Annotated in this window: 21 protein-coding genes and 2 pseudogenes; 5 read left to right on the forward strand and 18 right to left on the reverse strand. The window is 40.2% G+C overall.

Annotated elements, in window-relative coordinates; all coding sequences use genetic code 11:
* Window positions 1-215 precede the first annotated feature (215 nt).
* Genes SMIDD28_RS09715 through SMIDD28_RS09730 form a run of 4 tightly spaced genes read left to right on the forward strand, consistent with a single transcriptional unit; the run spans window position 216 to window position 3,148 of the window.
* On the forward strand, window positions 216-542 hold the full coding sequence (locus SMIDD28_RS09715) for a PadR family transcriptional regulator (protein ID WP_000273858.1): 327 nt from the start codon (window positions 216-218) through the stop codon (window positions 540-542).
* A complete protein-coding gene (locus SMIDD28_RS09720) occupies window positions 529-1,122 on the forward strand; it encodes a DUF1700 domain-containing protein (RefSeq protein ID WP_061425789.1) in 594 nt (197 codons plus the stop codon). Before SMIDD28_RS09715 ends, SMIDD28_RS09720 begins: the two co-directional genes overlap by 14 nt.
* Complete coding sequence (locus SMIDD28_RS09725; protein WP_061425790.1) at window positions 1,115-2,026, forward strand: DUF4097 family beta strand repeat-containing protein; 912 nt, start codon at window positions 1,115-1,117, stop codon at window positions 2,024-2,026. Before SMIDD28_RS09720 ends, SMIDD28_RS09725 begins: the two co-directional genes overlap by 8 nt.
* Before the next feature lie 57 nt (window positions 2,027-2,083).
* Window positions 2,084-3,148: a DUF6574 domain-containing protein gene (locus SMIDD28_RS09730; protein ID WP_061425791.1), complete on the forward strand. Its 1,065-nt coding sequence runs from the start codon at window positions 2,084-2,086 to the stop codon at window positions 3,146-3,148.
* A 69-nt stretch (window positions 3,149-3,217) separates the two neighbouring features.
* On the opposite strand, the gene SMIDD28_RS09735 is transcribed toward SMIDD28_RS09730, so the two are convergent.
* From SMIDD28_RS09735 to SMIDD28_RS09805, 15 genes and pseudogenes are all read right to left on the reverse strand, one after another.
* Window positions 3,218-4,078, reverse strand: coding sequence for a DUF4299 family protein (locus SMIDD28_RS09735; RefSeq protein ID WP_061425792.1), 861 nt, complete (start codon window positions 4,076-4,078; stop codon window positions 3,218-3,220).
* A 227-nt stretch (window positions 4,079-4,305) separates the two neighbouring features.
* Entirely contained in the window at window positions 4,306-5,292 is a 987-nt protein-coding gene (locus SMIDD28_RS09740; protein ID WP_001030011.1) for an oxygen-dependent tRNA uridine(34) hydroxylase TrhO, read from the reverse strand.
* Window positions 5,293-5,705: 413 nt separating this feature from the next.
* A complete protein-coding gene (locus SMIDD28_RS09745) occupies window positions 5,706-6,137 on the reverse strand; it encodes an IS1096 element passenger TnpR family protein (RefSeq protein ID WP_081103292.1) in 432 nt (143 codons plus the stop codon).
* A 515-nt stretch (window positions 6,138-6,652) separates the two neighbouring features.
* Complete coding sequence (locus tag SMIDD28_RS09750; protein ID WP_004237018.1) at window positions 6,653-7,537, reverse strand: SPFH domain-containing protein; 885 nt, start codon at window positions 7,535-7,537, stop codon at window positions 6,653-6,655.
* A gap of 149 nt (window positions 7,538-7,686) precedes the next feature.
* Window positions 7,687-8,838 carry an iron-containing alcohol dehydrogenase gene (locus SMIDD28_RS09755; RefSeq protein ID WP_061425793.1) on the reverse strand — a complete coding sequence of 384 codons (1,152 nt, stop codon included), beginning with the start codon at window positions 8,836-8,838 and terminating at the stop codon, window positions 7,687-7,689.
* Window positions 8,839-9,695: 857 nt separating this feature from the next.
* Window positions 9,696-11,200, reverse strand: a pseudogene (gene adcA / locus SMIDD28_RS09760) (zinc ABC transporter substrate-binding lipoprotein AdcA).
* 9 nt (window positions 11,201-11,209) lie between these two features.
* On the reverse strand, window positions 11,210-12,016 hold the full coding sequence (locus tag SMIDD28_RS09765) for a metal ABC transporter permease (protein WP_000950030.1): 807 nt from the start codon (window positions 12,014-12,016) through the stop codon (window positions 11,210-11,212).
* The gene (locus SMIDD28_RS09770) at window positions 12,009-12,713 is read right to left on the reverse strand and encodes a metal ABC transporter ATP-binding protein (RefSeq protein ID WP_001269496.1); all 705 of its coding nucleotides are present in this window, start codon (window positions 12,711-12,713) and stop codon (window positions 12,009-12,011) included. Before SMIDD28_RS09770 ends, SMIDD28_RS09765 begins: the two co-directional genes overlap by 8 nt.
* On the reverse strand, window positions 12,713-13,153 hold the full coding sequence (adcR, locus tag SMIDD28_RS09775; RefSeq protein WP_061425794.1) for a zinc-dependent transcriptional regulator AdcR: 441 nt from the start codon (window positions 13,151-13,153) through the stop codon (window positions 12,713-12,715). The genes SMIDD28_RS09770 and adcR overlap by 1 nt, the downstream gene beginning before the upstream one ends.
* A gap of 152 nt (window positions 13,154-13,305) precedes the next feature.
* Window positions 13,306-14,574 carry a D-alanyl-lipoteichoic acid biosynthesis protein DltD gene (gene dltD, locus SMIDD28_RS09780; RefSeq protein WP_061425795.1) on the reverse strand — a complete coding sequence of 423 codons (1,269 nt, stop codon included), beginning with the start codon at window positions 14,572-14,574 and terminating at the stop codon, window positions 13,306-13,308.
* Window positions 14,567-14,806 (reverse strand): D-alanine--poly(phosphoribitol) ligase subunit DltC, encoded by a 240-nt coding sequence (dltC, locus tag SMIDD28_RS09785; RefSeq protein WP_061425796.1) that lies wholly within the window; start codon window positions 14,804-14,806, stop codon window positions 14,567-14,569. Before dltC ends, dltD begins: the two co-directional genes overlap by 8 nt.
* Window positions 14,807-14,819: 13 nt before the next feature.
* Window positions 14,820-16,064, reverse strand: a complete 1,245-nt coding sequence (dltB, locus tag SMIDD28_RS09790; protein ID WP_061425797.1) for a D-alanyl-lipoteichoic acid biosynthesis protein DltB — start codon at window positions 16,062-16,064, stop codon at window positions 14,820-14,822.
* Complete coding sequence (gene dltA, locus SMIDD28_RS09795; protein WP_061425798.1) at window positions 16,061-17,611, reverse strand: D-alanine--poly(phosphoribitol) ligase subunit DltA; 1,551 nt, start codon at window positions 17,609-17,611, stop codon at window positions 16,061-16,063. The genes dltB and dltA overlap by 4 nt, the downstream gene beginning before the upstream one ends.
* 20 nt (window positions 17,612-17,631) lie before the next feature.
* Complete coding sequence (locus SMIDD28_RS09800) at window positions 17,632-17,763, reverse strand: teichoic acid D-Ala incorporation-associated protein DltX (RefSeq protein WP_000813667.1); 132 nt, start codon at window positions 17,761-17,763, stop codon at window positions 17,632-17,634.
* A gap of 309 nt (window positions 17,764-18,072) precedes the next feature.
* The gene (locus tag SMIDD28_RS09805) at window positions 18,073-19,251 is read right to left on the reverse strand and encodes a ryptide export MFS transporter (protein WP_061425799.1); all 1,179 of its coding nucleotides are present in this window, start codon (window positions 19,249-19,251) and stop codon (window positions 18,073-18,075) included.
* Between the two features lie 785 nt (window positions 19,252-20,036).
* On the opposite strand from SMIDD28_RS09805, the pseudogene SMIDD28_RS12355 reads away from it, so the two are divergent.
* Window positions 20,037-20,645: pseudogene (locus SMIDD28_RS12355) on the forward strand (hypothetical protein).
* 86 nt (window positions 20,646-20,731) lie between these two features.
* On the opposite strand, the gene SMIDD28_RS09820 reads toward SMIDD28_RS12355, so the two are convergent.
* The 3 genes from SMIDD28_RS09820 to glpO form a co-directional block, all read right to left on the reverse strand.
* On the reverse strand, window positions 20,732-20,935 hold the full coding sequence (locus SMIDD28_RS09820) for a hypothetical protein (RefSeq protein WP_061425801.1): 204 nt from the start codon (window positions 20,933-20,935) through the stop codon (window positions 20,732-20,734).
* Window positions 20,936-21,125: 190 nt separating this feature from the next.
* Window positions 21,126-21,830, reverse strand: a complete 705-nt coding sequence (locus tag SMIDD28_RS09825) for an MIP/aquaporin family protein (protein ID WP_061425802.1) — start codon at window positions 21,828-21,830, stop codon at window positions 21,126-21,128.
* Window positions 21,831-21,899: 69 nt separating this feature from the next.
* Window positions 21,900-23,726 (reverse strand): type 1 glycerol-3-phosphate oxidase, encoded by a 1,827-nt coding sequence (gene glpO, locus SMIDD28_RS09830; protein ID WP_061425803.1) that lies wholly within the window; start codon window positions 23,724-23,726, stop codon window positions 21,900-21,902.
* Window positions 23,727-23,766: the final 40 nt, after the last annotated feature.

Below are 23,766 nucleotides of genomic sequence, written 5' to 3' on the forward strand. Positions count from 1 at the left end.
AAAATCAGAAAAACGCATAGTATCAATCCTTGAATGAACTGCACCCCAAAAGTTAGGCAGAAAAAATCTAACTTTTTGGGGTCAGTACAAAGCCTGCGTTTTTTATATATAAAAATTTTACACATTTCTCTTGACAGGGCTTTCTTTTAGATGTACAATGTATGTGTAGAAAAATTATATATAAAAATCTTATACATTAGAAAAGGAGGTTTCTCATGTACTTTCCAACATCCTCTGCCTTGATTGAATTTCTCATCTTGGCCGTACTGGAGCAGGATGATTCTTATGGTTATGAGATTAGCCAGACCATTAAGCTGATCGCTAATATCAAAGAATCCACACTCTATCCCATTCTCAAAAAATTGGAAGGCAATAGCTTTCTGACAACCTATTCTAGAGAGTTCCAAGGTCGCATGCGCAAATACTACTCCTTGACAAACGGTGGTATAGAGCAGCTCGTAACCCTAAAAGATGAATGGGCACTTTATACAGACACCATCAATGGCATCATAGAAGGGAGTATCCGCCATGACAAGAACTGAATACCTGACTCAGCTAGAACTCTATCTCAAAAAACTGCCTCAGGCTGACCAAATTGAAGCCATGGACTATTTCAGGGAACTCTTTGACGATGCTGGAGTCGAGGGAGAAGAAGAACTCATCGCTAGTTTGGGAACTCCCAAAGAAGCGGCCCACGAAGTTCTCTCAAATCTTCTCGATAAAAAAATCAATGAAGCACCTGCTCAAAAGAATAACCGACAAATTTTGCATATCGCCTTGTTAGCCCTACTTGCAGCACCCATCGGTATTCCTTTAGGAATCGCCATTCTCTTGGCTCTTTTCGCAATCCTTGTGGCCGCTTCGAGCGTCATCTTGGCTTTCTTTGCGGTTTCCATACTTGGTATCATCGGCGGATTCCTATTTTTAGTTGAAAGTTTCACTGTCCTAGCTCAAGCTAAATCAGCCTTTATCTTGATTTTTGGTTCTGGTTTACTGGCTATCGGTGCTTCTTCACTAGTCTTACTAGGTATTTCCTATGTAGCCCGCTTCTTCGGTCTACTCATTGTTCGCCTGGTGCAATTTGTTCTCAAAAAAGGAAAGAGAGGTGATCAGCATGCGTAAATTGACAAAAGGATTTCTCATTTTTGGTGTGGTGACTACCATTATCGGCTTTATCCTGCTCTTTGTAGGCATCCAATCTGACGGGATTAAGAGTTTGCTTGCTATGTCCAAGGAGCCTGTCTATGATAGTCGGATGGAAGAGTTGACCTTTGGCAAGGAAGTCGAAAACCTAGAGATCACGCTCCACCAACACGCGCTGACCATCACAGACTCTTTCGATGATCAAATCCACATTTCTTATCATCCATCTATTTCTGCTAACCATGATCTTATCACCAATCAGAACGATAAAACGCTGAGCCTCACTGATAAGAAACTGTCTGAAACTCCATTTCTCTCTTCTGGAATTGGCGGGATTCTTCATATCGCAAGTAGCTACTCTAGTCGTTTTGATGAAGTTATTCTCCAATTGCCAAAAGGAAGAAGTCTAAAAGGAATCAACGTGTCAGCCAATCGCGGTCAAACTAGTATCACTAAGGCTAGCCTTGAAAATGCGACCCTCAATACAAACAGCTATATCCTCCGAATTGAAGGAAGTCGTATCAAAAACAGTAAACTCACAACCCCTAATATCGTTAATATCTTTGATACAGACCTTACAGATAGTCAGCTAGAGTCAACAGAGAAGCACTTCCACGCTGAAAATATTAAAGTATATGGTAAAGTAGAACTATCTTCTAAAAATGCGCTCAGTATCATGCTAACTCAAAAAGAAAGCCAAGAAATTAACTTAGACCTCTCGAGTCACCATGGTTTTATTTATCAATTATTAAGAGATAAGAGTCAACAGAAACCCAACGAATTAAGCAACCCTTACAAAACTGAAAAGACCGATGTAAAAGGTCAACTCATAGCTAAGGCTGATGATTATATTAGTCTTGAGACTACAGCCAACAGACCTTAACAAACCTATTTATATCGACCACAATAACGCATATCTAACTAAAAAGGAGGTTCTACCATGAAACAAGAATGGTTTGAAAGTAATGATTTTGTAAAAACAACAAGCAAGAACAAGCCTGATGAACAACACAAAGATGTTAGAGACAAGGCTGAAGAAACGATAGTCGATCTCGATACACCAATTGAAAAAAATACTCAAGTAGAGGAGGAAGTCTCTCAAGCTAAAGTCGAACTTGAAAACCAGCAAGAAGAGACAATTGAAACGCCTGAAGACAGTGAAGCGAGAACAGAAATAGAAGAAAAGAAAGCATTAGATTCTACTGAAGAAGAGCAAGATCTTTCTGGGGAAACAGAAAAAGTCACTATAACTGAAGAGAGTCAAGAAGCACTTCCGCAGCAAAACACAACCACGAAAGAGCCACTTCTTCTCAGTAAATCCTTAGAAAGTCCTTATATTCCCGACCAAGCTCCAAAATCTACGGATAAATGGAAAGAGCAAGTGCTTGATTTTTGGTCTTGGCTAGTGGAGGCTCTCAAATCTCCTACAAGCAAGCTTGAAACAAGTAGCACACACAGCTACACAGCCTTTCTCTTGCTCATTCTGTTTTCTGCATCTTCCTTTTTCTTTAGTATCTACCACATCAAACATGCTTACTATGGACATATAGCAACTATGCATAATCACTTCCCTGAACAATTTGCTTCATTGAATCTCTTTTCGGTTATCTCTATCCTAGTAGCAACCACACTCTTCTTCTTTTCATTCCTCTTGGGTAGTTTCGTCGTGAGACGATTTATCTACCAAGAAAAGGACTGGACGCTAGAAAAGGTTCTCCAACAATATAGTCAACTCTTGGCAATTCCAATCTTCCTCACTGCTATTGCTAGTTTCTTTGCCTTCTTTGACAGCCTGCGATTTACGGCCCTCTTGTGTGTGATTAGCATTGGAATCATTCTGCTTGCCAGTCTCCATATCATTACAAGACCAAGTCAAGCAAGTGAAACCGACTCCTTCTATCAATTATTCTTGTCTGTCCTTGTGAACGGAGTCATTATCCTCCTCTTCTTTGTAGCTGAAGTCGCACTGATTGGGGATTACCTTCGTATCTTGGCCTTTCTTTAAACTTCAATCCTGTCTTTCACGGCAGGATTTTTCTATGCCAAAAAGCAAGTCGATTGACCTGCTTCTGCTTTACTTTTCTTGTGCTAATGTTTTAAAATCTTTGTCTAAGATGGGTTGCACTTCTAATTGATTGGCATCTAGTTGGTGGTAAGATGCTGATGGTAGTGACTCTAGGAATTTTGCATAGTCCAAGCGGGCAATGGCTTCATAGTTTTCTGGTTTAGAGCCATCTCCTGTGATTTGAACCAAGTCAATCTCCCACTTGACTTCCTTATCCACCAATTGCTCAATATAGGCTGCAGGAACAAATGGTTCTCTCGGTAAAACTGTCTTGACTCCTTGAGCCAGATGGTAAACGCCATGCACTTGGTCTTCTCCATCCTGATAGAAGGAAACTCTTGCAAAGTAGGCGTCTGTCTCTTGAACCGCACGCACACGCGCTTCAAACTGAGCCAAGCCATCTTCCACTAAAAAGCTTTTCAAGTCCTCGTGACTAAAGAAAACTGGATTAAAAATTCCTTGGCAAATCGTAAAACGGGCTGCATTATCTGTCAGATGGGCTTGAATACTTGCTTGGAAATAAGCTTCAAGATCAAAACCATCTAGTCCTTCAATCTCAGTTCCTGTATAAGCAAGCAGAGCATCTAAAAATGACTTGATAATCTGCCAGTCTGTCTTCGTGAGTAGGTCAGGAAGCTTGACACGGTAAGCCTTTTGACCATCAGCATAGCTAACCTTAAAGAGAAATTGTGATTGCCCCACTATCGCACACTCGATATATTCGAGACGGTTAAGAGGCTGACGGAGATAGACTGCATCATAACTATGCGACTCCAAACCGTCTAGCAAGGCCAAGATCGACTTGGCAGTCAAAATCTCTTGTTCTCCTAAAATGCTCTGTTTATTTGGAATAAAAAATGTTTTCGTCATAACTGGACTCCTTTGAAATCGTTTACATATAGTAAACCCTATTTTTCTGAAAGATACAGAAACAAACTTTATACTCTTCGAAAATCAAATTCAAACTGCGTCAGCTTCGCCTTGCCGTACTCAAGTACAGCCTGCGGCTAACTTTCTAGTTTGCTCTTTGATTTTCATTGAGTATTAGATTTTTGAGTACAAAGCATAGAAAAACAGCCCCTGAGGACTGTTTGATCTTATACAGTAGCTGCTTGATCCAAGCTTTCACCGATAGCGGCTAGACGCTCGACAACTTCAGCTTGTGTCAATTCATGTTCTGAAACATAGCGGTTACGTGGGTGAACACGGCACTCGTGTGAGCATCCACGAAGGTACTTGTCTTCATTTTCTTCTGATGTCAAGATACGACGGTTACAGAATGGATTTCCACAGTTGACATAACGTTCACATGGTGTTCCATCAAACCAGTCTTTCCCTACGATAGTTGGGTTGACATGGTTGACATCAACGGCGATACGCTCGTCAAAGACATACATTTTCCCATCCCAAAGCTCACCTTGAACTTCTGGGTCTTTACCGTAAGTTGCGATTCCTCCGTGCAATTGGCCAACATCTTTGTAGCCTTCACGGACCATCCAGCCTGAGAATTTCTCACAGCGAACGCCACCTGTACAGTAAACCACGACACGCTTGTCCATGAATTTTTCCTTGTTGTCACGAACCCACTGTGGCAACTCACGGAAGTTGCGGATGTCTGGGCGGATAGCCCCACGGAAATGTCCTAGGTCATACTCATAATCATTACGTGTGTCAAGGACAACTGTATCTTCGTCAAGAAGGGCTTCTTTGAACTCTTTTGGAGACAAGTAAGCACCTGTTGTTTCAAGTGGGTTGATGTCGTTGTCAAAGTCGTTGTCTTCCAAACCAAGGTGGACAATCTCTTTCTTGTAGCGAACGAACATCTTCTTGAAGGCTTGTTCATTTTCTTCGTCAATCTTGAACCAAAGGTCTTCCATTCCTGGAAGGCTGTGAACGTAGTCCATGTATTTTTGAGTTGTTTCGTAGTCACCTGAAACTGTTCCGTTAATCCCCTCGTCAGCGACTAGGATACGGCCTTTAAGGCCGATTGATTTACAGAAAGCCAAGTGGTCTGCAGCAAATTGCTCTGCATTTTCAATTGGAGTGTAAAGGTAGTAAAGTAAGACACGAATATCTTTTGCCATAAGATTTGTTCTCTTTTCTATTCTTAAATTTTCAGAATTTTTCATCTAACTATACTAGTATACCTACTTGAGAAAACGAATGCAATTTATTTGACTGAAAATTGTAGAAGGTTCTCGAAATTTCCTGAATGGTTAAAATAAGGGAAATAAGGGAACACGGATATCTATGTTTTCGTTTCAAAAAATCACTGTCTTCCCCAGATAAGCCTGAGGAAAACAGTGCTTCAGTTTTTAGGAATTAGGAATGAATACACGAAATCAATCTATACTCTTCTAAAATCAAAAAGCAATCTAGGTAGGTAACCTTTTCATAGATTTATTTCCGATTTTGTCAATATTATCTAAAGCCTCAAAAAGAATGTTAATCTATCTGTGGTTAGTCCTGTAGTTTACTTTTTGATTTCTGTTTAGCACTAGTGGATTATTTTTTGTTTCTCAACTACCCATTCTTCACAGTCAAAACCATCATAATCTGGATATTGTTCTGGTGGCGTTCCAATCGAACGTACGAGATAAGCTTCTTCGTCCTCTATCTCGATTTCTCTCAGCACTTGACATTCGAAACGCCATTCATCACCGAAGTCGAAAATAAACTTAAATTTTTGTTTGACACTTGGGATATCCAGATAGACATTTTCTGTGTAACGTTCTTCAACATCGGCACTGACAAAGCTAAGAAAGTAAGAATCTGCATGACTCCACGCAACATTATCCATGAAAAATGCATGAGCATGATCACTTGCAAAATCGAAACTCCATAAAATCACATCTGCTAGTTCCGCTAACGTTTTTGTTTTTGGAATCTGTATATGTCGGCAGCAATCTTTTTTAAATTTGACGGAAATGACCTAAGCTTCTACAGATGCTGGCTTTTCAACTTCTATTTCTTGTTTTACTAATTTTAAGTGTACCATAATACCTCCAATAGCTAATCGATAGGGTTGCGCCTAAGAGACATTCCCTCTCAGTCATTTTAACATAAGTTTGTCTAACTGTGGTATTTGAAACTAGATAATCCCTCTGTTTCACGCGAAACATCCTACTTCCTCCAATTTAGGAAAGCTATTCTAGCAGTGAGCGTAACGTAATAGGATGGTTTTAATATCTATTCTCTTTGCTATCCACATGTTTTACACAGATTGTTAATAACTAACTTAAAGTGTTTTTGATTTCCCTCTTTATAAATAATAAATATTTAAACTATTACAGAGATTCAGTCAACCACAGGTAATAGCAAGCCACTCAAAGTTATCCACACTTATCCACAGCCTGTTAATAACTTTTGTGAATAATTTTTTCAAGCCAAGACTCATCTCTTACCATTACCAAAAAAGAGCCTGTTGCCAAGCTCTTTAGTCTATTATTTCTTCTCAGCGCGAAGGGCTGACAAGATTTGTGTACGAATATCATCCACACCATTTGGCGTATTTGGTAAAAAGATGGTTTGATTTCCTTTAGAGGCAAAGGTATTCAAGGTATCCAAGTACTGGTTAGTCAAAAGGATGGACATGATTTGCTCTTCTGTCATGCCAACATTGGCTTCCTTGAGTTCTGTGATAGACTCTGCCAATCCATCCACAATCGCCTTACGTTGTTGGGCAATCCCCACACCATGAAGGCGGTCTTTTTCTGCTTCGGCTTCAGCTGCAGTGACAATTTTAATCTTATCTGCTTCTGCCAATTCTTGCGCTGCGACCCGCTTACGTTGCGCCGCATTGATTTCATTCATGGATTGCTTAACTTCTGCATCAGGTTCGACCTTGGTAATCAAGGTTTTCACGATAATATAGCCGTAAGTAGTCATTTCTTCTGCTACTTGATGTTGAACTTCAAGGGCAATCTCATCTTTTTTCTCAAATAATTCATCCAAGGTTAATTTGGGAACAGAAGAGCGAAGAGCGTCTTCAATATAAGATTTAATCTGAGATTCTGGACGCATGAGTTTATAGTAGGCATCTGTCACGCTCTGCTCATTGACACGGTACTGGGTCGCTACATTCATCATAACGAACACATTGTCCTTGGTCTTAGTCTCAACCACAATATCACTTTGCAACAAGCGCAACTGAATCCGCGCTGCAATCGAGTCAATCCCAAAAGGCAAGCGAATATGAATACCGCTATTGGCAACCTTTTGGTATTTCCCAAAGCGTTCAATAATTGCCACCGACTGCTGACGAACCACATAAACCGTACTCAGTGTGACTATCAGCAATAGGAGCACACAAACCACCACAAAAATCATCAAAAATGTTGTTATCATCGCGACGACCTCCATCATTATTTTTTCCTGTATTATAGCACATTTAAAGAAGGTTGTGCAGTTTTTACTGCGATTTTTCCTGAAATGTCAATAATTAGAGGTGAATTGTCCTATTGTCGTCTAATCTCTTGCTAAAATAACTCTTTATAAAAGGCAATCGTTTCTTCTAAGGTTGGCATGAATGGATTTCCTGGTGCGCAGGCATCAATCAAGGCGTTCTTAGAAAGGTATTCAAAGTCGAAATCTTTTTCTTCAATACCAAGTTCAGTCAATTTCTTAGGAATACCTACTGTTTCAGAAAGCTCCTCAATCTCAGTAATTGCATAATCGGCACACTCTTCATCTGATTTACCTTCTACATGAAGTCCCAAGGCTTTAGCAACATTGCGAAAAGCTTCTGGTACACGTTTAGCATTTTCACGTTCTATAACTGGTAGCAACATAGCACAGCAAACACCATGAGGCAAGTTATATACAGCACCGAGTTGGTGAGCCATTGAATGAACATAGCCCAGACCAGCATTATTAAAGCTCATACCACCAAGGAAGATGGCATTAACCATACCTTCACGCGCTTCAATATCGTGTCCGTTTGCTACAGCACGAGGAAGGTATTCCTTAATAAGCTCAATTGCTCCGATAGAGAGTTTCTTGGTCACATCATAAGCACCAGGTGTTACCAAAGCCTCAACAGCGTGAGTCAGAGCATCCATACCTGTCGCTGCAGTCAAAGCTTGAGGTTTTGAAATCATCAATTCAGGGTCATTAACAGAGATAAGAGCAAGGCTATTCTTGTCAACCATTACCATCTTAACCTTGCGTTCTTCGTCGGTAATCACATAGTTAATAGTAATTTCTGCAGAAGTTCCTGCCGTTGTATTGATAGCCACAACTGGCAAGCCTTTTTTAGCAGACTTATGAAGCCCTTCATAATCCTGTGGTTTCCCACCATTTGTAGCTATGATAGAAATACAACTAGCTGCATCCTGTGGAGAACCACCACCAAGACTGATGATAAAATCACATCCATGTTCTTCCAAAGTAGCTGCCCCATCTGTGACATTCTTACAAGTAGGGTTTGGCTCTACATCGCTAAAGATGACATATTCGATTCCTTCTGTATCTAGCGGTTTTAAAACCTTAGGCAAAATGTCACTGCCTTCGATGTACTTATCTGTCACCAAAAGTGCCTTTTTATAGCCAAGTTCCTTGATATAAGGACCCACTTCATTTACAACACCTTTACCAATAAGGTTGACTGCCGGAACATAAAATGTAGCCATATAATTTTCCTCCTGCGCCTTCGCGCTATTTACTTAACATCATTATATTACTTTTTGTATTCGTTTTCAATTATTTGTGAATTATTTAACAAATCTTTTTAAAAGGAGTGAATTTTGACTATTATTTATGAGATCCTTTTCCATCAGCAAACAAAACAAATAGAACAGATTTTGAAATTATAATATACGAGGGCTTGCGAAAACCCTCTGTCTTCGCCCCTCAATTTAATAAAGGAAGTGTTACATATGCCAGAAACTTTACTTACAGTATTTCTAGCTTCGTTGCTTATCAACGTACTATATGAGCTTTTAAAGCCGTGGACAAAGAAACGAAACAAGTAATGGGTAATCCTTTAAGAGAGTAACAAAAAACATCATTACAGTGAACCGCACTCCAATAGTTCAAGCATTAAGTGATCTTGATGATCTGAATGTAGTGTGATATACTATTTTTGTCATCGGTTACCGATTACGTTCCTATGGGTTCGTGAGAGGAGGTGAAACTAATGAGCCTTATCATAGAGCTCGCTCTTACTATTATAGCGGATGTTATAGCTGGAATTATCTTGTATTTCGTTTGCAAATGGCTAGATAGTAAGAAGTAGACCGAGTGACTAGCCTATAAACACCCGTTAAATCGCTAAGATACGTCAAAAAAGCCCTTAACTACGGCCATAGTTAGGGGCTTTGGTGTTCTAATGAACCTTATCAATTAACTATATTCTAGCATATAAGCCCAGATATTTCAAGAGTTTTATTTATTTTTTCAGATTCCCTTAGTTCTGAAAGATCTATAATGAAGTTAGCCATCTAGTATCAAAAAACCGACTAGCTCTTATGATCTAGTCGGTTTCTCATCAATGCGCCAACATTTCTTGGGCAATTTCTTGACCAGATAGGTTATCTGGGTAGTAGGTTGGCCAGTTATCCATTTCTTCAAAGAGGGCTTCTTGGCTTGTGCCTCCAAAGAAGATATGGAAATGTTCTGCCTTAACCGGGGCGATATTATGGTCACTAAACTGAACATATTTGAATTGTCCAGCGTCAGCATCTGTGGCTTCAAAGAGGAAGCGCACGCCACGATTGCCTTTCTTGTAAGTTAAGATTTTCTTACCAACATACTTGTAGGTGAATTTCTTACTTTGTCCACCTTGAACAAATTCCATAGTATTATCAGTAATGTTGATCTTAGTGACATCTGTCTGATAGCCTTTTGTATAGTAAGCCTTGTATTCAGCCTGAGTCATCTTACCAGTCAACTTAGCCTTGTAGTCAAAGACTTGATCAAACGTGCCATCTTCAAGGAAAGGATAAACTGATTGCCAGTTACCTGCATAGTCACTCAAGGTGCGGTCCTTGACGTCTGCATCTTCAAAGTAACCATTTTGAACTGTCTTGGTATCCTCTGCCTTTTCAGGTTCGATAGCTGGACCTTCTTGGTCTGTTGTTTGTTTTAGAGCCTTGAGGTTTTTCTCCATGATAGAGATGTAATTTTCTCCAGCTTTGGTGTCCTCTTCTGTCAGACTTTCCAAAGGATTGAGGACATCTGTTTTGACACCTGCTTCTTTTGAAAGTGTATTAGCAAGAGCTTGTGAGGCATTTTCTTCAAAGTAGATATAGGCAATTTTATTTTCTTGACGTACTCTGTCAATTCTGCCAAACGTGCAGCTGATGGTTCTGCATCTGGAGAGAGGCCTGAGATTGCGACTTGTTTGAGTCCATAGTCCAAAGCAAGGTAGTTAAAGGCTGCGTGCTGAGTCACAAAGCTCTTTTGTTTAGCTTGAGACAAGCCTTCTGCATAAGCCTTATCCAAGGCTTGCAATTTTTCGATATAGGCAGCTGCGTTCTTTTCAAAGGTCTCTTTTTTATCAGGATAATCTGCTGACAAGCTATCGCGGATGTGCTCTACAAGTTTAATGGCACGAACTGGTGATAACCAAACATGGGGGTCAAACTCATGGTGATGACCTTCTTCTCCATGGTCATGGTCTCCCTCTTCTTCCTCACCACCTGGCAAGAGCAACATATCGCCTGTCGCCTTGATGGTTTTCACCTTTTTCTTATCCAAGGTATCTAGCAATTTAGGAACCCAAGTTTCCATGTTTTCATTTTCATAAACGAAGGTATCTGCATCTTGGATTTTGGCAACTGCCTTGGCAGATGGTTCGTATTCATGGGGTTCTGTACCAGCACCGATGAGGAGTTCTACATTAGCAGTATCTCCCGCAACTTGCTTGGTAAATTCATAGACAGGGTAAAAGGTTGTCACGATATTTAGTTTGCCATCTGCCTGTTTTTGATTGGAACAAGCCACTAAAAACAAGGCACATAGACTGGCTAGTAATAAGCTAATTTTTTTCATCTTAGTCTCCTATTTGATAAAACGTCTTACTAAACTAATTAGCAAGAAAACAGTTACAAAAATAATAGTAATACTTGCACTTGCAGGTGTTTCTGCATAGTAGGAAATGTAAAGTCCTGCTACCATTCCCAAAAAGCCAATAGCACTAGCAAGTAGCATAACCGATTTAAAGTTTTTCCCCAGACGCAGGGCAATACTAGCTGGCAAGACCATAATGGTCGATACCAGAAGAGCTCCTGCAGCAGGAATCATAAGGGCAATGGCCACCCCTGTCACCATGTTAAAAAGAATAGACATGGTACGAACGGGCAAGCCATCCACAAAGGCCGTATCCTCATCAAAGGTCAGGATATACATTGGACGAAGGAAGAGGAAGGTCAAAATCAAAACAACCGCCGCAATGACAAAGAGGGAAATAACCTGCTCTTCACTGATAGTCACGATCGAACCAAAAAGATACTGGTCCAAACTCATAGAACTAGAGCTTTTACCCTTGCTCATGACAATCAGAGAAACAGCCAGACCTGTCGACATGAGGATAGCTGTCCCGATTTCCATAAAGCTCTTGTAAACCGTACGGAGATACTCCAGAAAGACCGCCGCAATCAAGACAATAGCAATAGTTGAAATAGTCGGAGAAATCCCTAGGACCAGACCAAAGGCTACACCTGAAAGTGAGACGTGGCTAAGAGTATCACTCATCAAACTCTGACGGCGCAAGATAAGGAAGGTCCCCAACACCGGCGAGAAAAGACTCATAGCAATAACAGCCAGAAAGGCACGCTGCATAAAGTCATAAGATAACAAACTAAGCATGGCCCACCTCCTGATCATTCTCATGAACGTTGAAACAACGCCATGGCGAGTCTTGGTTACGAACTAGATGAATATTGCGATCCGCATAGTCCTTAACTTCTTCAGGGTCATGAGTAATCATCAAAACAGCCTTGCCATGATGATGGGCGCTGTGATGCATGAGTTCGTAAAATTCGTTTTTACTTCCTGCATCCATCCCCGTTGTCGGCTCATCTAGGATAAACACATCTGGATCAGAAGCAAACATACGCGCGATTACCGCTCGCTGCTTCTGTCCCCCAGATAGAGACCCCAAGCGTTTGTCTCGGTGTTCCCACATACCAACTGAGTCCAAACTAGCCTTGATATGCTCCTCATCATGAGCATTCAAACGACGGAACCAGCCTTTTCTCGGATAGCGACCCGACTTGACAAATTCATAAACCGTACTTGGAAAACCTGCATTAAAACTGGCAATCTGTTGAGGAAGATAGGCTATTCTCAATTTCTTACCCTGCGTATTTGTCTTTGAAATAGTCACCTTTCCAATGCGTGGCTGAAGGATGCCAAGACTGGCCTTGATGAGTGTCGTCTTAGCTGCTCCATTTTCCCCTGTTAAGGTAACAAATTCCCCACTATCAACACTATAATTGATATGTTCAAGAACGGGCTCCTTATCATAATAGAAGGACAAATCCTCTACCGTAATATATCTCATTATTTGATTTCTCCTACTAAAGTAGTCAAAAACCGCTGAATCACTTTTTGTTCATTTGGAGTAAACTGAGTCGCCACTTGTTCATAGGTTAAAAGTGTATGCTCATGGTGATGGTGGTGCTCATCAGCGATTGGACGAGCCAAATCAGTCAACTGATAAAAAATCACACGCGCATCCTTAGGATCTTTAGATGTTTCCAACATCCCTTCCTTGACCAAAGACTTAATGGCCTTGGTAACTGCTGCCTGACTGACATTGAGGCGACGCGCCAATTCTGAATTTGTTAAAGATTCCTCTGACAAAAGCATGAGAATGTGCTCCTGAGTATTAGTCAGAGCCACCTCGCTAGTACAATGACCTATTAGGATTTCATGCTGATTTTCTGCCTGCAAAATTACCTCATTCAAAAAAGCATCAATATCCTTCGCTAGCTGTCTCATATCTGACTCCTTTCCTTCTGGACTTTTCTTTTTTAAGAAAAAAATACTATTCTGTAGAATTTTATTTACCAGTTAATTATATCACAAGCAAAAAAAGAGTCAAGAAAAAACGTGAAAACTGGTTTCATTCTCGAACTCTTCTATATTATGAACTATTGAAATTCTTTGACATCTCCATCATAAGTCGCCCAATCTTTGCTGAAAAAGCGCTCATTCAGATGGTAAGTCGGAGCTGGTGTGGGATTGGATAGGAAAGGATCAACTGCCTTGTCAAATGCCAACCAACCCAACCAACCAAGGTGAATGGTGTCCTTCATAAAGAAAGGCTCCCCGCCATCCTTAGAAAAATCTGCTATATTGGTAAAACCTTGACTCTCTAACTGGTAGCGAATCTTCTGCACCGTTTGTTGGTACATATCCTCTCGTAGACCAGCGTAGTCCATCCATTTTTTATTAACAGGTGGAATGATAAAAATCGGGTTTACCTTGGATTTAGAAAACTGGGTTAAAACCAACTGCAAGTCATTATACTCTGGCGACTTGAGATAGGTAAAGCTTTTCTGAGAGTCCTTTAATTTCTTCAAATCCTTCTTGATCTGCGTATTATAGAAATAATTTTCCATTCCCAGATCATTATTGGAAGTATTCTTTTCAGCATCTGCTTTAACAATATCTTCTATAGCTTGATAAGAAAACTGGTCTGGCAAGGTCTTTAAATACTTAACTACATACTTATCATAATTGACATAGCCTCTAACTGAAAACTGACCAAAAAAGGAAGCTTGGCGTTCATTAAACCGAGCCAATAATTCAATCATTTCATTGTCTGCCGTCGACAATTCTTCTTCACTTGCCAACTTCTGAACCAGATCCTTCATAGCTACGTTTGGGAACTGCTGGAGTAAGCGAGTCGCTGCATATTGACTAGCCTGATCTCCAGATTGATGTTCCAGAAAACTGGTCAACTGGTCTCCATTAAAATACTGCTGAAAAGCTGCTGGCTCATAGCCATTTTTACTGAACCACTGAGGTGAGATAACATACACAACTTGTTTATTCTCCAGCTGTGGCAGCATCTGTTGCATTCCAAAATACTGGTTGAGTGAAGCAGCTCCCCTCTGTCCTAAAAGATAGGGGCGATAAGAGCGGTTGTATTTCTCAGCCAATACCGCAGGATGAGCACCGTCAAAACGAAGCCATTCACTGGAGCCAAAGAAGGGAACAAAACGCATATTTGGATCAGATAGTGCTCTGACTTTTTGACTTCGCTCCTTAAAACTATCGATAGTAGTAGCCACCGCTGAACGCTTTTCAGCTCCCAGATCATGATTCATCTCAGTAGGATAAAAGAAAATGAGCAGAAAAACCAACAAACCAGCTATCAAGACCGGTCCGAAGATCATCCATAAGCGTTTAAGCATTTTGTAGCTCCACAATACCAGCTATGATTTTATTGGCCGTATTCCAGTCGTCGCGACCAAACTCTGTTACAGGAACACGAATGTCAAAACGGTTCTCAATCTCCACAATCAATTCAACCGTTCCCATACTATCTAAAACACCTGCATCAAAAAGATCTTCATCCATCATGTCAGAAACATCTACCATAAACAACTCATCAATAATTTCGATAACTTCTGATTTGATATCCATATTTTATTTCCTTTTATTTTTTAAACCATAAATCATTCAAAAATCCAGAAAAGATTAAGAATGACAGCATGACGACATGGAAGGTGATAACCATGCCAAGCAACTGAATCCAGCGATTCTCAGGTAGAGCAGGCTTCCCTGCTTTTTTCCGTTCCTTATTGAGTGTTTTTTTCTTGCGAATCCAAGCGTCATTGATGACCATTCCAATCCCATGAAAGAGTCCATAGGCGATGTAGTACCAGGTCACACCGTGCCAAAATCCCATAATCAGCATATTTACAATGTAGGCAACACTTGAGGTTACATTTCGATTCTTAAAGACCTTCTTTCTGGTCAATACCATCACCATTCGCATAAAGACAAAGTCACGGAACCAGAAAGAGAGGCTCATGTGCCAACGATTCCAGAATTCCTTTAAATCCCTTGATAAAAAGGGCTTGTTAAAGTTGATAGGACTACGGATTCCCATTAAATTTGAAATGGCTAAGGCAAACATAGAATAACCTGCAAAGTCAAAGAAAAGTTCCAGACCAAATGTATACATAACTGCCAAGACATAGAGGTTAAAGAAGCCACCTGACTGCAAGGCTAAATTCTTCAAAGGAGGCAACAAGGTCTCTCCTAAAACATGAGCTAGGATAAACTTGTACAAAAAGCCCCACATGATATAGCGAACAGATTCATCCAGCATATCCATCAACTCATCTCGCTCAGGAATGGTCTGATAATTTTCATTGAAACGTTTAAAGCGATCAATTGGACCACTTGAAAAAGTCGGCATAAATAGAAGAAAGCGGAGGAATTCCCATAGGGTAAAATCCTTAATCACTCCATCTCTCAGCTCGATGATAATTCCAACCGAACGAAAGGTCAGGTAAGAAATTCCCAAAAATCCAAGCAAAGACTGCGTTCCATTGATAGCCGGCTGCACCTTGACAAAGATAATCGGAAGAAGGGACAGAAAACTAACTAGGTAGAAGACCCACTTGCCATCCTTACTTTTTCGATAGTGCTTGTAGAAAAGCAAGAGCAATATTTCCCAGCACAGATAAATACCCAAGGCAGCTAATTGATTGGTCTTTCCACCTACCAACATGGTGACGATAAAGAAGAGGCTAACCAGCACTTCATACCAGGCAAAGCGTCTCTTGAAAAAGAGGCCGATAAAGATGGGCAAGGTTGCAGCAATCACATAGACAAAATACTGAGGATTGCCATATGGCTCTAAATGAGGAAGCTGTTGAAAGAACTCCATCATCTCTTATTCACCTCGTTAATCAATCCTTTGATGTCAATTTTCCCATTTGGAGTCAGTGGCAAACTGTCTCGGTAAAGAAATTTAGACGGCATCATGTAGGACATCATGATGTCTGTCAAATCTTCCTTGATGGCCTTGGTAATATCGATATCACGCTCAAACTGTTCACGAACACCATCTTTTAAGATCACATAAGCCAATAGATTTTGTACCTTGTGGTCCTTGTTATAACGCGGTACTGCGACAGCAGACTCGATATAACGAGACTTGTTGAGATTTTGAGAGACATCTTCTAACTCAATGCGGTAACCGTTGAACTTAATCTGGAAGTCCATGCGTCCGCCGTAGAGAAGCAAGCCTTCATCTGTCATGGTTCCCACATCGCCTGTGTGATAGGCTGGCAGACCTTCAAATTCAAAGAAGGCTTCCGCTGTTTTTTCAGGATTGTTCATATAGCCTTTTGAAACAGCTGGTCCAGAAACAATGATTTCTCCCTGTTCACCATTTTGCAATTTATTGCCGTCCTCGTCAATGATAAAGGTTGGAGAATCAGCCTTGGTATAGCCGATTGGTAGGCGTTTGAGAGTCGCCAACATCTCGTCTGTCACGGCAACTGCTGACAGGGCCACTGTCGCTTCTGTTGGGCCGTAAGCATTGATAATACGGGCATTTGGGAAACGCTCGCGCAGTTTTTGAGCCGTTTTAACCGTCAATTCTTCACCATCAAAGTAGAAATGCGTGATACCAGGCATTTTCTCGCTATTAAAGTCTTCTGATAACATGGCCATATCCGCAAAAGAAGGGGTTGATGTCCAGATAGCGATTGGCAATGAAAAGATGGTCGCAAAGAGTTGCTTAAAGTCCTGAGTAATAGCTGAAGGAAGAGCGAAAAGCGTACCACCCAGTGCCAAGGTCGGTGCCCAGTACATGACAGACAAGTCAAAAGAATAAGGCGGCTGAGCCAGCATTTGCGGACGACTTGGCGTCGCAAATTCCTGATCCGTAATCATCCAGTTGGTAAAGCTGAGGAGGTTATCATGGGAAATCTGCACTCCCTTTGGCTTACCAGTCGTACCAGAAGTAAAGATGATATAGTAATTATCATCGCCCTTGACTGGATGCGTGATTTCATAGTTATTCCCTTGGGCAAGGGCTTCTTGAACCTGAGCTAGATTCATCATAGGTGTCGAAACCTGCTCCAATGGAAAGTCTGAGATAGCAATAATCAAGCTTGGCTCTGCAACTTCTAAAATAGCTGAAACTCGCTCCAAGGCCGAATGGCTGTCAATAGGAATATAGGCATGACCTGACTTAGTCAAAGCTACAAAAGTTGCCAACATTTCATACTCTTGGCCTCCAAAAACAACCACAGGAGACTTCTCAGGCAAGCCTAGTTGGTCAATGGCTGTAGCTAAACTATCCGAATCAGCCTTTAAATCTCCATAAGTGTGTTCCTGCCCCAAAACATTGTAAACAGGATAGCTAGGCTGGGTCTGAGCAAAATGCTCAATGGTTTCAATCATATCTGCTATTGGTTTATTTGACACAATAGGGATTCTCCTTCAAGTTAAAATTCATTATAGATAAAGCTTCCTTGACCCTGACCAAGATAGCTAAAGAAGTAAAGCAGCCCTAGAAAGATAAGAAAGTACAAGGCTGTCCGACCAAGAAAGAGGTACAATTCTTTTCTCTGTTTCATCAAGAAAAACCATTCATTTCTGTAATTTTTGCTAAAGTAAGATGAACTCTTACTTTAGTATTTTTCTACTATTGTACCACTTTATAGGGTAATTTTTCAATTGTTTACCGTATGTTTTCAATAGATTTCAGCTTATTTTAAGGATTATGCGGTTTTTCTATGTATATTTTAAATAGAGTGATCCTGCTTCAAAACTCAATTTCAGTAGAAAATGAAGGGAATCTTTCCATAATAAAACGCACAATATCAAGTTTTCAACACCTGATACTATGCGCTTTTCTAATTTTTCAAGACTTTTTAACCAGTCTCTCATTTAAAATAATCTCGTCTGATATAAATTAAAATAGCTTCTATCATCAGACAAATGGCTGATAGCCAAAAACTGATGCTAATACCAAAACTCTCAGTAATATAGCTCATTAGCAAAACAAATACTGAAAATGATAGTGTCGAAATCACTTCAAGAACGGAATAGACATTAACCAAGTTATTTTCCTCTACTGTTTCCTGAAGAAATACAGTTTCAGGAACTTCTTTTAGCTGCGATAACATACCAACTAAAGCTGAAAATAATAAAAACATCTGTGCGTTTGGAAAATATAGAATAGTCAGTGTCACTATTGCCATAGCTACAAGAGGAAAAAGAATACTTTCCCATTTAGCAGCAAGGAACTTTTCAGATAGCCTAAAAGCAATTAAGCCACTAATTATAATACCAATAGAGTATGCTGTATTAGAATATCCCCAGTAACTTTCCGTTTTATTTAATAACTCAGTTACAAAAACAAGTATAATGGAAGAAACCCAAATCGTATTTGAGAAAATTTCCAATAAATTTGCTGATACAAAAAGTCTTAATCTAGGATCTCTAGCAACTAACTTCCAACCTTTGAGCAAAATTTCAAGATTAGTTTCTGACTCTAACACCTCCACTTCAGCGTTAGGAAGAAATAACATCAGAAAGCTAGAAATTATATACAACATTAAAATTATAAACGTGGTAGGTAAAAGACCAATTGTTGCAAATAAGAGTCCACCTAATCCCCAACCCACCAATTGAACAGCTTCACCACTCATTGATAAGGCTGAATTAGCCTTACCCAAATCGGTCGCATAGCGTGGCACAATAGCATAGGAAACAGGTGCTGCAAAACCATCTAATATGGAAATTGCCACAACAAATAGATAGATTACCAAAGGCGCTACTGATTGCATTAGTATAAACATCCCTACCAGTATCGACAATAATATAGTCTTTCCAAATTGGGATAAAGATAAAACCCTATTTAGCGCTAACCTTTTAGTAACCAAAGGAACTAAAAGACTCGCAACAAAAGAGGATATCCCTATTAAAATGGGAACTAGTGATGTGGCAATTACTGATTTTGAAATAATGTATATGTTAGCAATGATTGTTACTCTAAAGAAAATATCTGCTAAATTTGCAAACAATTGAGAGACTAACAACTTGACAAATGAATTAGACATGTAGCGCTCCTATCTTAGTTGCCACCTTTGAAATTAAAATTTGATTTTTAATATTCTAGCATAAAATAACAGAAAATAAAAGCGAGGTTTTTCACATGAAAAAACAAAAATTATTGCCTTTATTATTCCTAATTTTGGGAGGAATTATGATTATCGTTGTTGGCTAGTACTAAGAAGTTAGTTAGTAGAATAATTACATCTTTAATCGAAAAAGAGACTGGGAAAAAGTCTTAAAAATCAGAAAAACGCTCAAATCCTTTGGCGCTCTAAGTTTTTCTAATGATAGATAGGTCAAAAAATTATCTGAAAAGTTCCCAGGATCGTTGTCTCAGCACCAAAAATACGTGAAATTTGCATAATTAAAATAAATTTCAGGGGAGTTATACAAAAAAACGACGATTTAAATCGCCGTTTTACTACGATAAATATGTAATCTTTTTTTGAAAATACGTCTATTTATTTTTTATGGTTTTTTATTGTAGAGCAGACCCAAGCGAATGAACATAGGTTGTAAAAAGCAAATGAAAAAATTGCGAGGATAATAGCTTCTGTGCCAAAATAACCCATTTCGAGACCTTTTTTCAACAACAACAAGCCTATAGTTTCGATAACGATCAAATATAAAAATATATAAAAAATTTTCGCATTAAGCATATTGTTACCGCTTTCTTTTTATTTGGTTTTATTGTATAATAAAAGTTGAAAAAAATCAAAAATACAAAGGAGTTTCCGTTATGTCTAAGATGTCTAAATGCATGTGTTTGCTAGCTATGTCTGTTTTCTGTATGTCTAGCATTTCCCCGTCGCTTGCTGTTTTTGCTGATGATAGCTTATCGGCAAACTCTAAAGTTGTATCTGGTGAGGCTCAGTTTGAGAATGGCTCATCAGTGCGGTTCGGAGATACGCAAGTAAATATTTAAAGTGATGAAGTTCTTGAGGTGGTCAATCCAAATGGAAATGTAGACACTATTGAACGACGTGCTGATGGCGTCTATATCAATGGGTCATTTTATATGGCTTATCAAAAGAATGAAATCGACCTAAATATATCTTTTAGATCATACGATCCTAATGTTTGGAATTACGTCAACACAATACATGGGAATAAACAAGCTAACACATTCGCTAATTTCATGGCTGATGCTGGACTAAGTTTTATAATTGGTAAGATAGGTGCTGTATTGGGAGGTCCATGGGGTGCAATAATTGGTGGAGCATTTTGGGGTATACAAGCTTATCAGGCTTACTTGGATTCACAAAGTCCATATCCATACTACATAACAAGTACTTATATCCATGTTGCTCAAAGAAAATGGAAGTTTATCACTGAATACTATAGAAACTCAAACTATACTGGGTATGTAAAAACCGAAACAACCTACATGAATTTCTAAAATATAAACCCTGCCTAGATATAAAGGTAGGGTTTATATTTTAGTTAATTGCTCAAGTAATTTGTAAGCATAATACTTGCGAAACTCTATTTGTTCAAGCGGTTCAAAAGCTCTTGTTTTTTATCCTCAAGCTCAGCTCTCCTTTGCTCGATTTCTGCACGTCTTTGGGCAATTTCTGCTTGTGCTTCAGGGCTCTCAAGCGTACCTTGTGACCTATGAAATTCTATTAGCATATCAATGATTTTTGGGTCTAATTCGTTGATATAATCAGGATTTGACCATTTCGGCACGTTGCTTGCAGGTGCTTGCTTTTTGCCGCCTTTTTTGAGCGTTTTGGCTTGTTGTTCAGCTTTCTGACTGTAGTTGACCTCGTGGAATTTTCGTGCTTGATATGATGCGTTTTATTATGAGAAGATTTACTTCATTTTTTGCTGAAATTGGGCTCTTGCCCAAGCTCTATCAACATAGTTGTTTTCCAAATTAGAAAAGTGAGAACACAAGCACGGCCAAGGCTGCTCCGATAACTGGTCCTACAACTGGAATCCAAGCATAAGACCAGTCTCCATCTCCCTTGTTTGGAATTGGCAAAAGGCTGTGCATGATACGAGGTCCAAGGTCACGCGCAGGGTTCAAGGCATAACCTGTTGTCCCACCTAGTGATAGACCGATACCGACAATCAAAGTCCCCACTGCGAAGGTTCCGATTCCTGCTTGAAGGTCATAAAGTCCCAAAGCAAAGATTGTTAATACCAATACAAAAGTTCCTAGGATTTCACTAATCAAGTTTGATACAGTATCCTTGATGGCTGGACCAGTACTAAAGGTTGCCAGGATATTTCCTGCATTTTCTTCTGCCTCATAATGCGGTTTGAATTGCAACCAAACCAAAATCTGACCGAGCATAGCCCCTGCGAACTGGGCTAAGATATAAGGCAAAACGGAAGCCCAAGGCAAACCACCTTTCAAGGCCACACCAATCGTCACAGCTGGGTTTAAATGAGCTGGACTGAGCTTGCCAGATATAAATACTGCAACCGCAACTGCAATCCCCCAACCCATAGTAATCACAATCCAACCTGAGCTATTGCTCTTGGTTTTAGGAAGAACCACACCAGCCACAACACCATTTCCTAGAAGAATCAGGATTAAAGTCCCCAAAAATTCTCCAAATAATTCATTCATCATCTTTCTGTCTCCATTAAAAAGAAGGGGCGGGCGATAAGGAGTCCTGCCCTCCACCTCTTTTATTTTTTCTTAATTTTTTAATTCTGCTAAATCGTTGTTAGCGAGGGCTGCTTCGACGTCAGCACGGTAAGCTGCTTTTTCTTCTTCTGACCAGTCATAGAATCGTCCCATTTCATCCAAAACTGGCTCAACGATGCTATCCAAGCTATCACGCATAAAGAGCATATGGTTGGTACGACGAAGGAGGAAGTCAACCGGGCTAAGAGCCAACTCATTGCGCATTGCATAGTGAAGGGACAAGGTATCTGCCAAGCTGAGTCCTGGTGCTTGTTCCAAGCTGTGAGCAAGGGCAAAGACCTTCGGTGCATTTGAACCGTAAAGATTTGCTAGGTAATGAGCTTCCTTGCTATCCAAACCACGTGATACTCCAAGTTGCGCAAAGGCTTCGATTTCTGAGTCCACATTTGCTGGGTTCAATTCTCCACCTGAAACAGGGTAAGTCTTAGAATTGATGAGTTTAAAGCTACGGTCAAATTCTGCTTTGAGGATGTCAACCACGCGCTCCATAGCACCTTCAGCCATCTTACGGTAGTCTGTGATTTTACCACCAGCAAGAGTCAAGAGACCATTATCATCACGGTCCAAGCTCGAACCACGAGAAACTGCAGATGGGTCCAAATGTTTCTCAGAAGTACTGCTTTCAAGCTTGCTGACAGCAGACTCAACATCTTCACGCGTTTTTTCTTTAGAGAGATAAGATTCAACAGTCGCGATCAAGTTGTTAAAGCTTTCATCACTGATTGTTCCGTTATTTCCGCCATTGTAGTCAGAAGCGCTATTGCCTGCGATCAATGGACGAAGACCTGCCCAGCTGCTTTCAATATCATCAATGGTGATGTTGGCTTCTGGGAAACGGTTGTTGACAATGCCAAGTAGGTAATCTACATCTTCTTGAGTTACTTTTGGATGTTCTAAATCACCTGTGTAGTCTGTATCCGTTGTACCAAAGTAAGTCTTGTTTTCACGTGGGAGAACAAAGACCATACGGCCATCACCCAAACCTGTGTCAAAGTAAACTGGCTGTGAAACCTTGATCTTGCTTGAATCCACTACCAAGTGAACTCCCTTAGTTGGACGCATTTGTGAGAATTGTGTTCCCTTATTAGACAAATTGCGTACCTTATCACTCCAAGGACCTGTCGTATTGATAACCAGACGGGCCTTGATTTCAAAGACTTGGTCTGTCAAGAGATCACGAGCTACAACACCTGTAATCTTGCCACTTTCGTCAAAGAGGAAGCCTTCTGCCTTAACGTGGTTGGCAATGAGAGCACCATCTTGGTTGGCACGTTTGATGTTTTCAATCACAAGACGCGCGTCGTTGTTACGGAAGTCAAGGTAAACCCCACCTCCTACCAAGCCTTCTTTCTTCAAGTTTGGCTGGCGTTCCAAGACTTCTTCCTTGCTCAATACCTTGTTTGCAGCTGGTGTGTTGTTAACTCCTGCCAAAAGGTCGTACAAATCCATAGCTACTTTCAGACGGAAGAGGCTAAAGGTCGCTCCATCTTCATCGTAAACTGGCAAAAGCATTGGGTCCGGTTTTGGAATGTGAGGTGCAATTTGTTGTACCACTGCACGTTCTGAAACAGTATCTGATACCACTTCTACGTCAAATTGTTTGAGGTAACGAAGACCTCCGTGAACCAATTTTGTTGAACGGCTGGATGTTCCTTCTGCGAAGTCCTGCATTTCAATCAAACCAGTTTCAAGACCGCTAGCTGCCGCCTGCAAGGCTACACCAGCACCAGTGATTCCTCCACCGATAATCAAGAGGTCCAGGGTACGTTCTTGCATTTTTTTAATTGACAATTCACGTGTTTTCTTTGAAAATTCCATATTTACACACTTTCTAACTAAGTCGCTCTATTCTTCCAGT

It is taken from the genome of Streptococcus mitis, assembly GCF_001579045.1.
Taxonomy (GTDB): Bacteria; Bacillota; Bacilli; order Lactobacillales; family Streptococcaceae; genus Streptococcus; species Streptococcus mitis_D.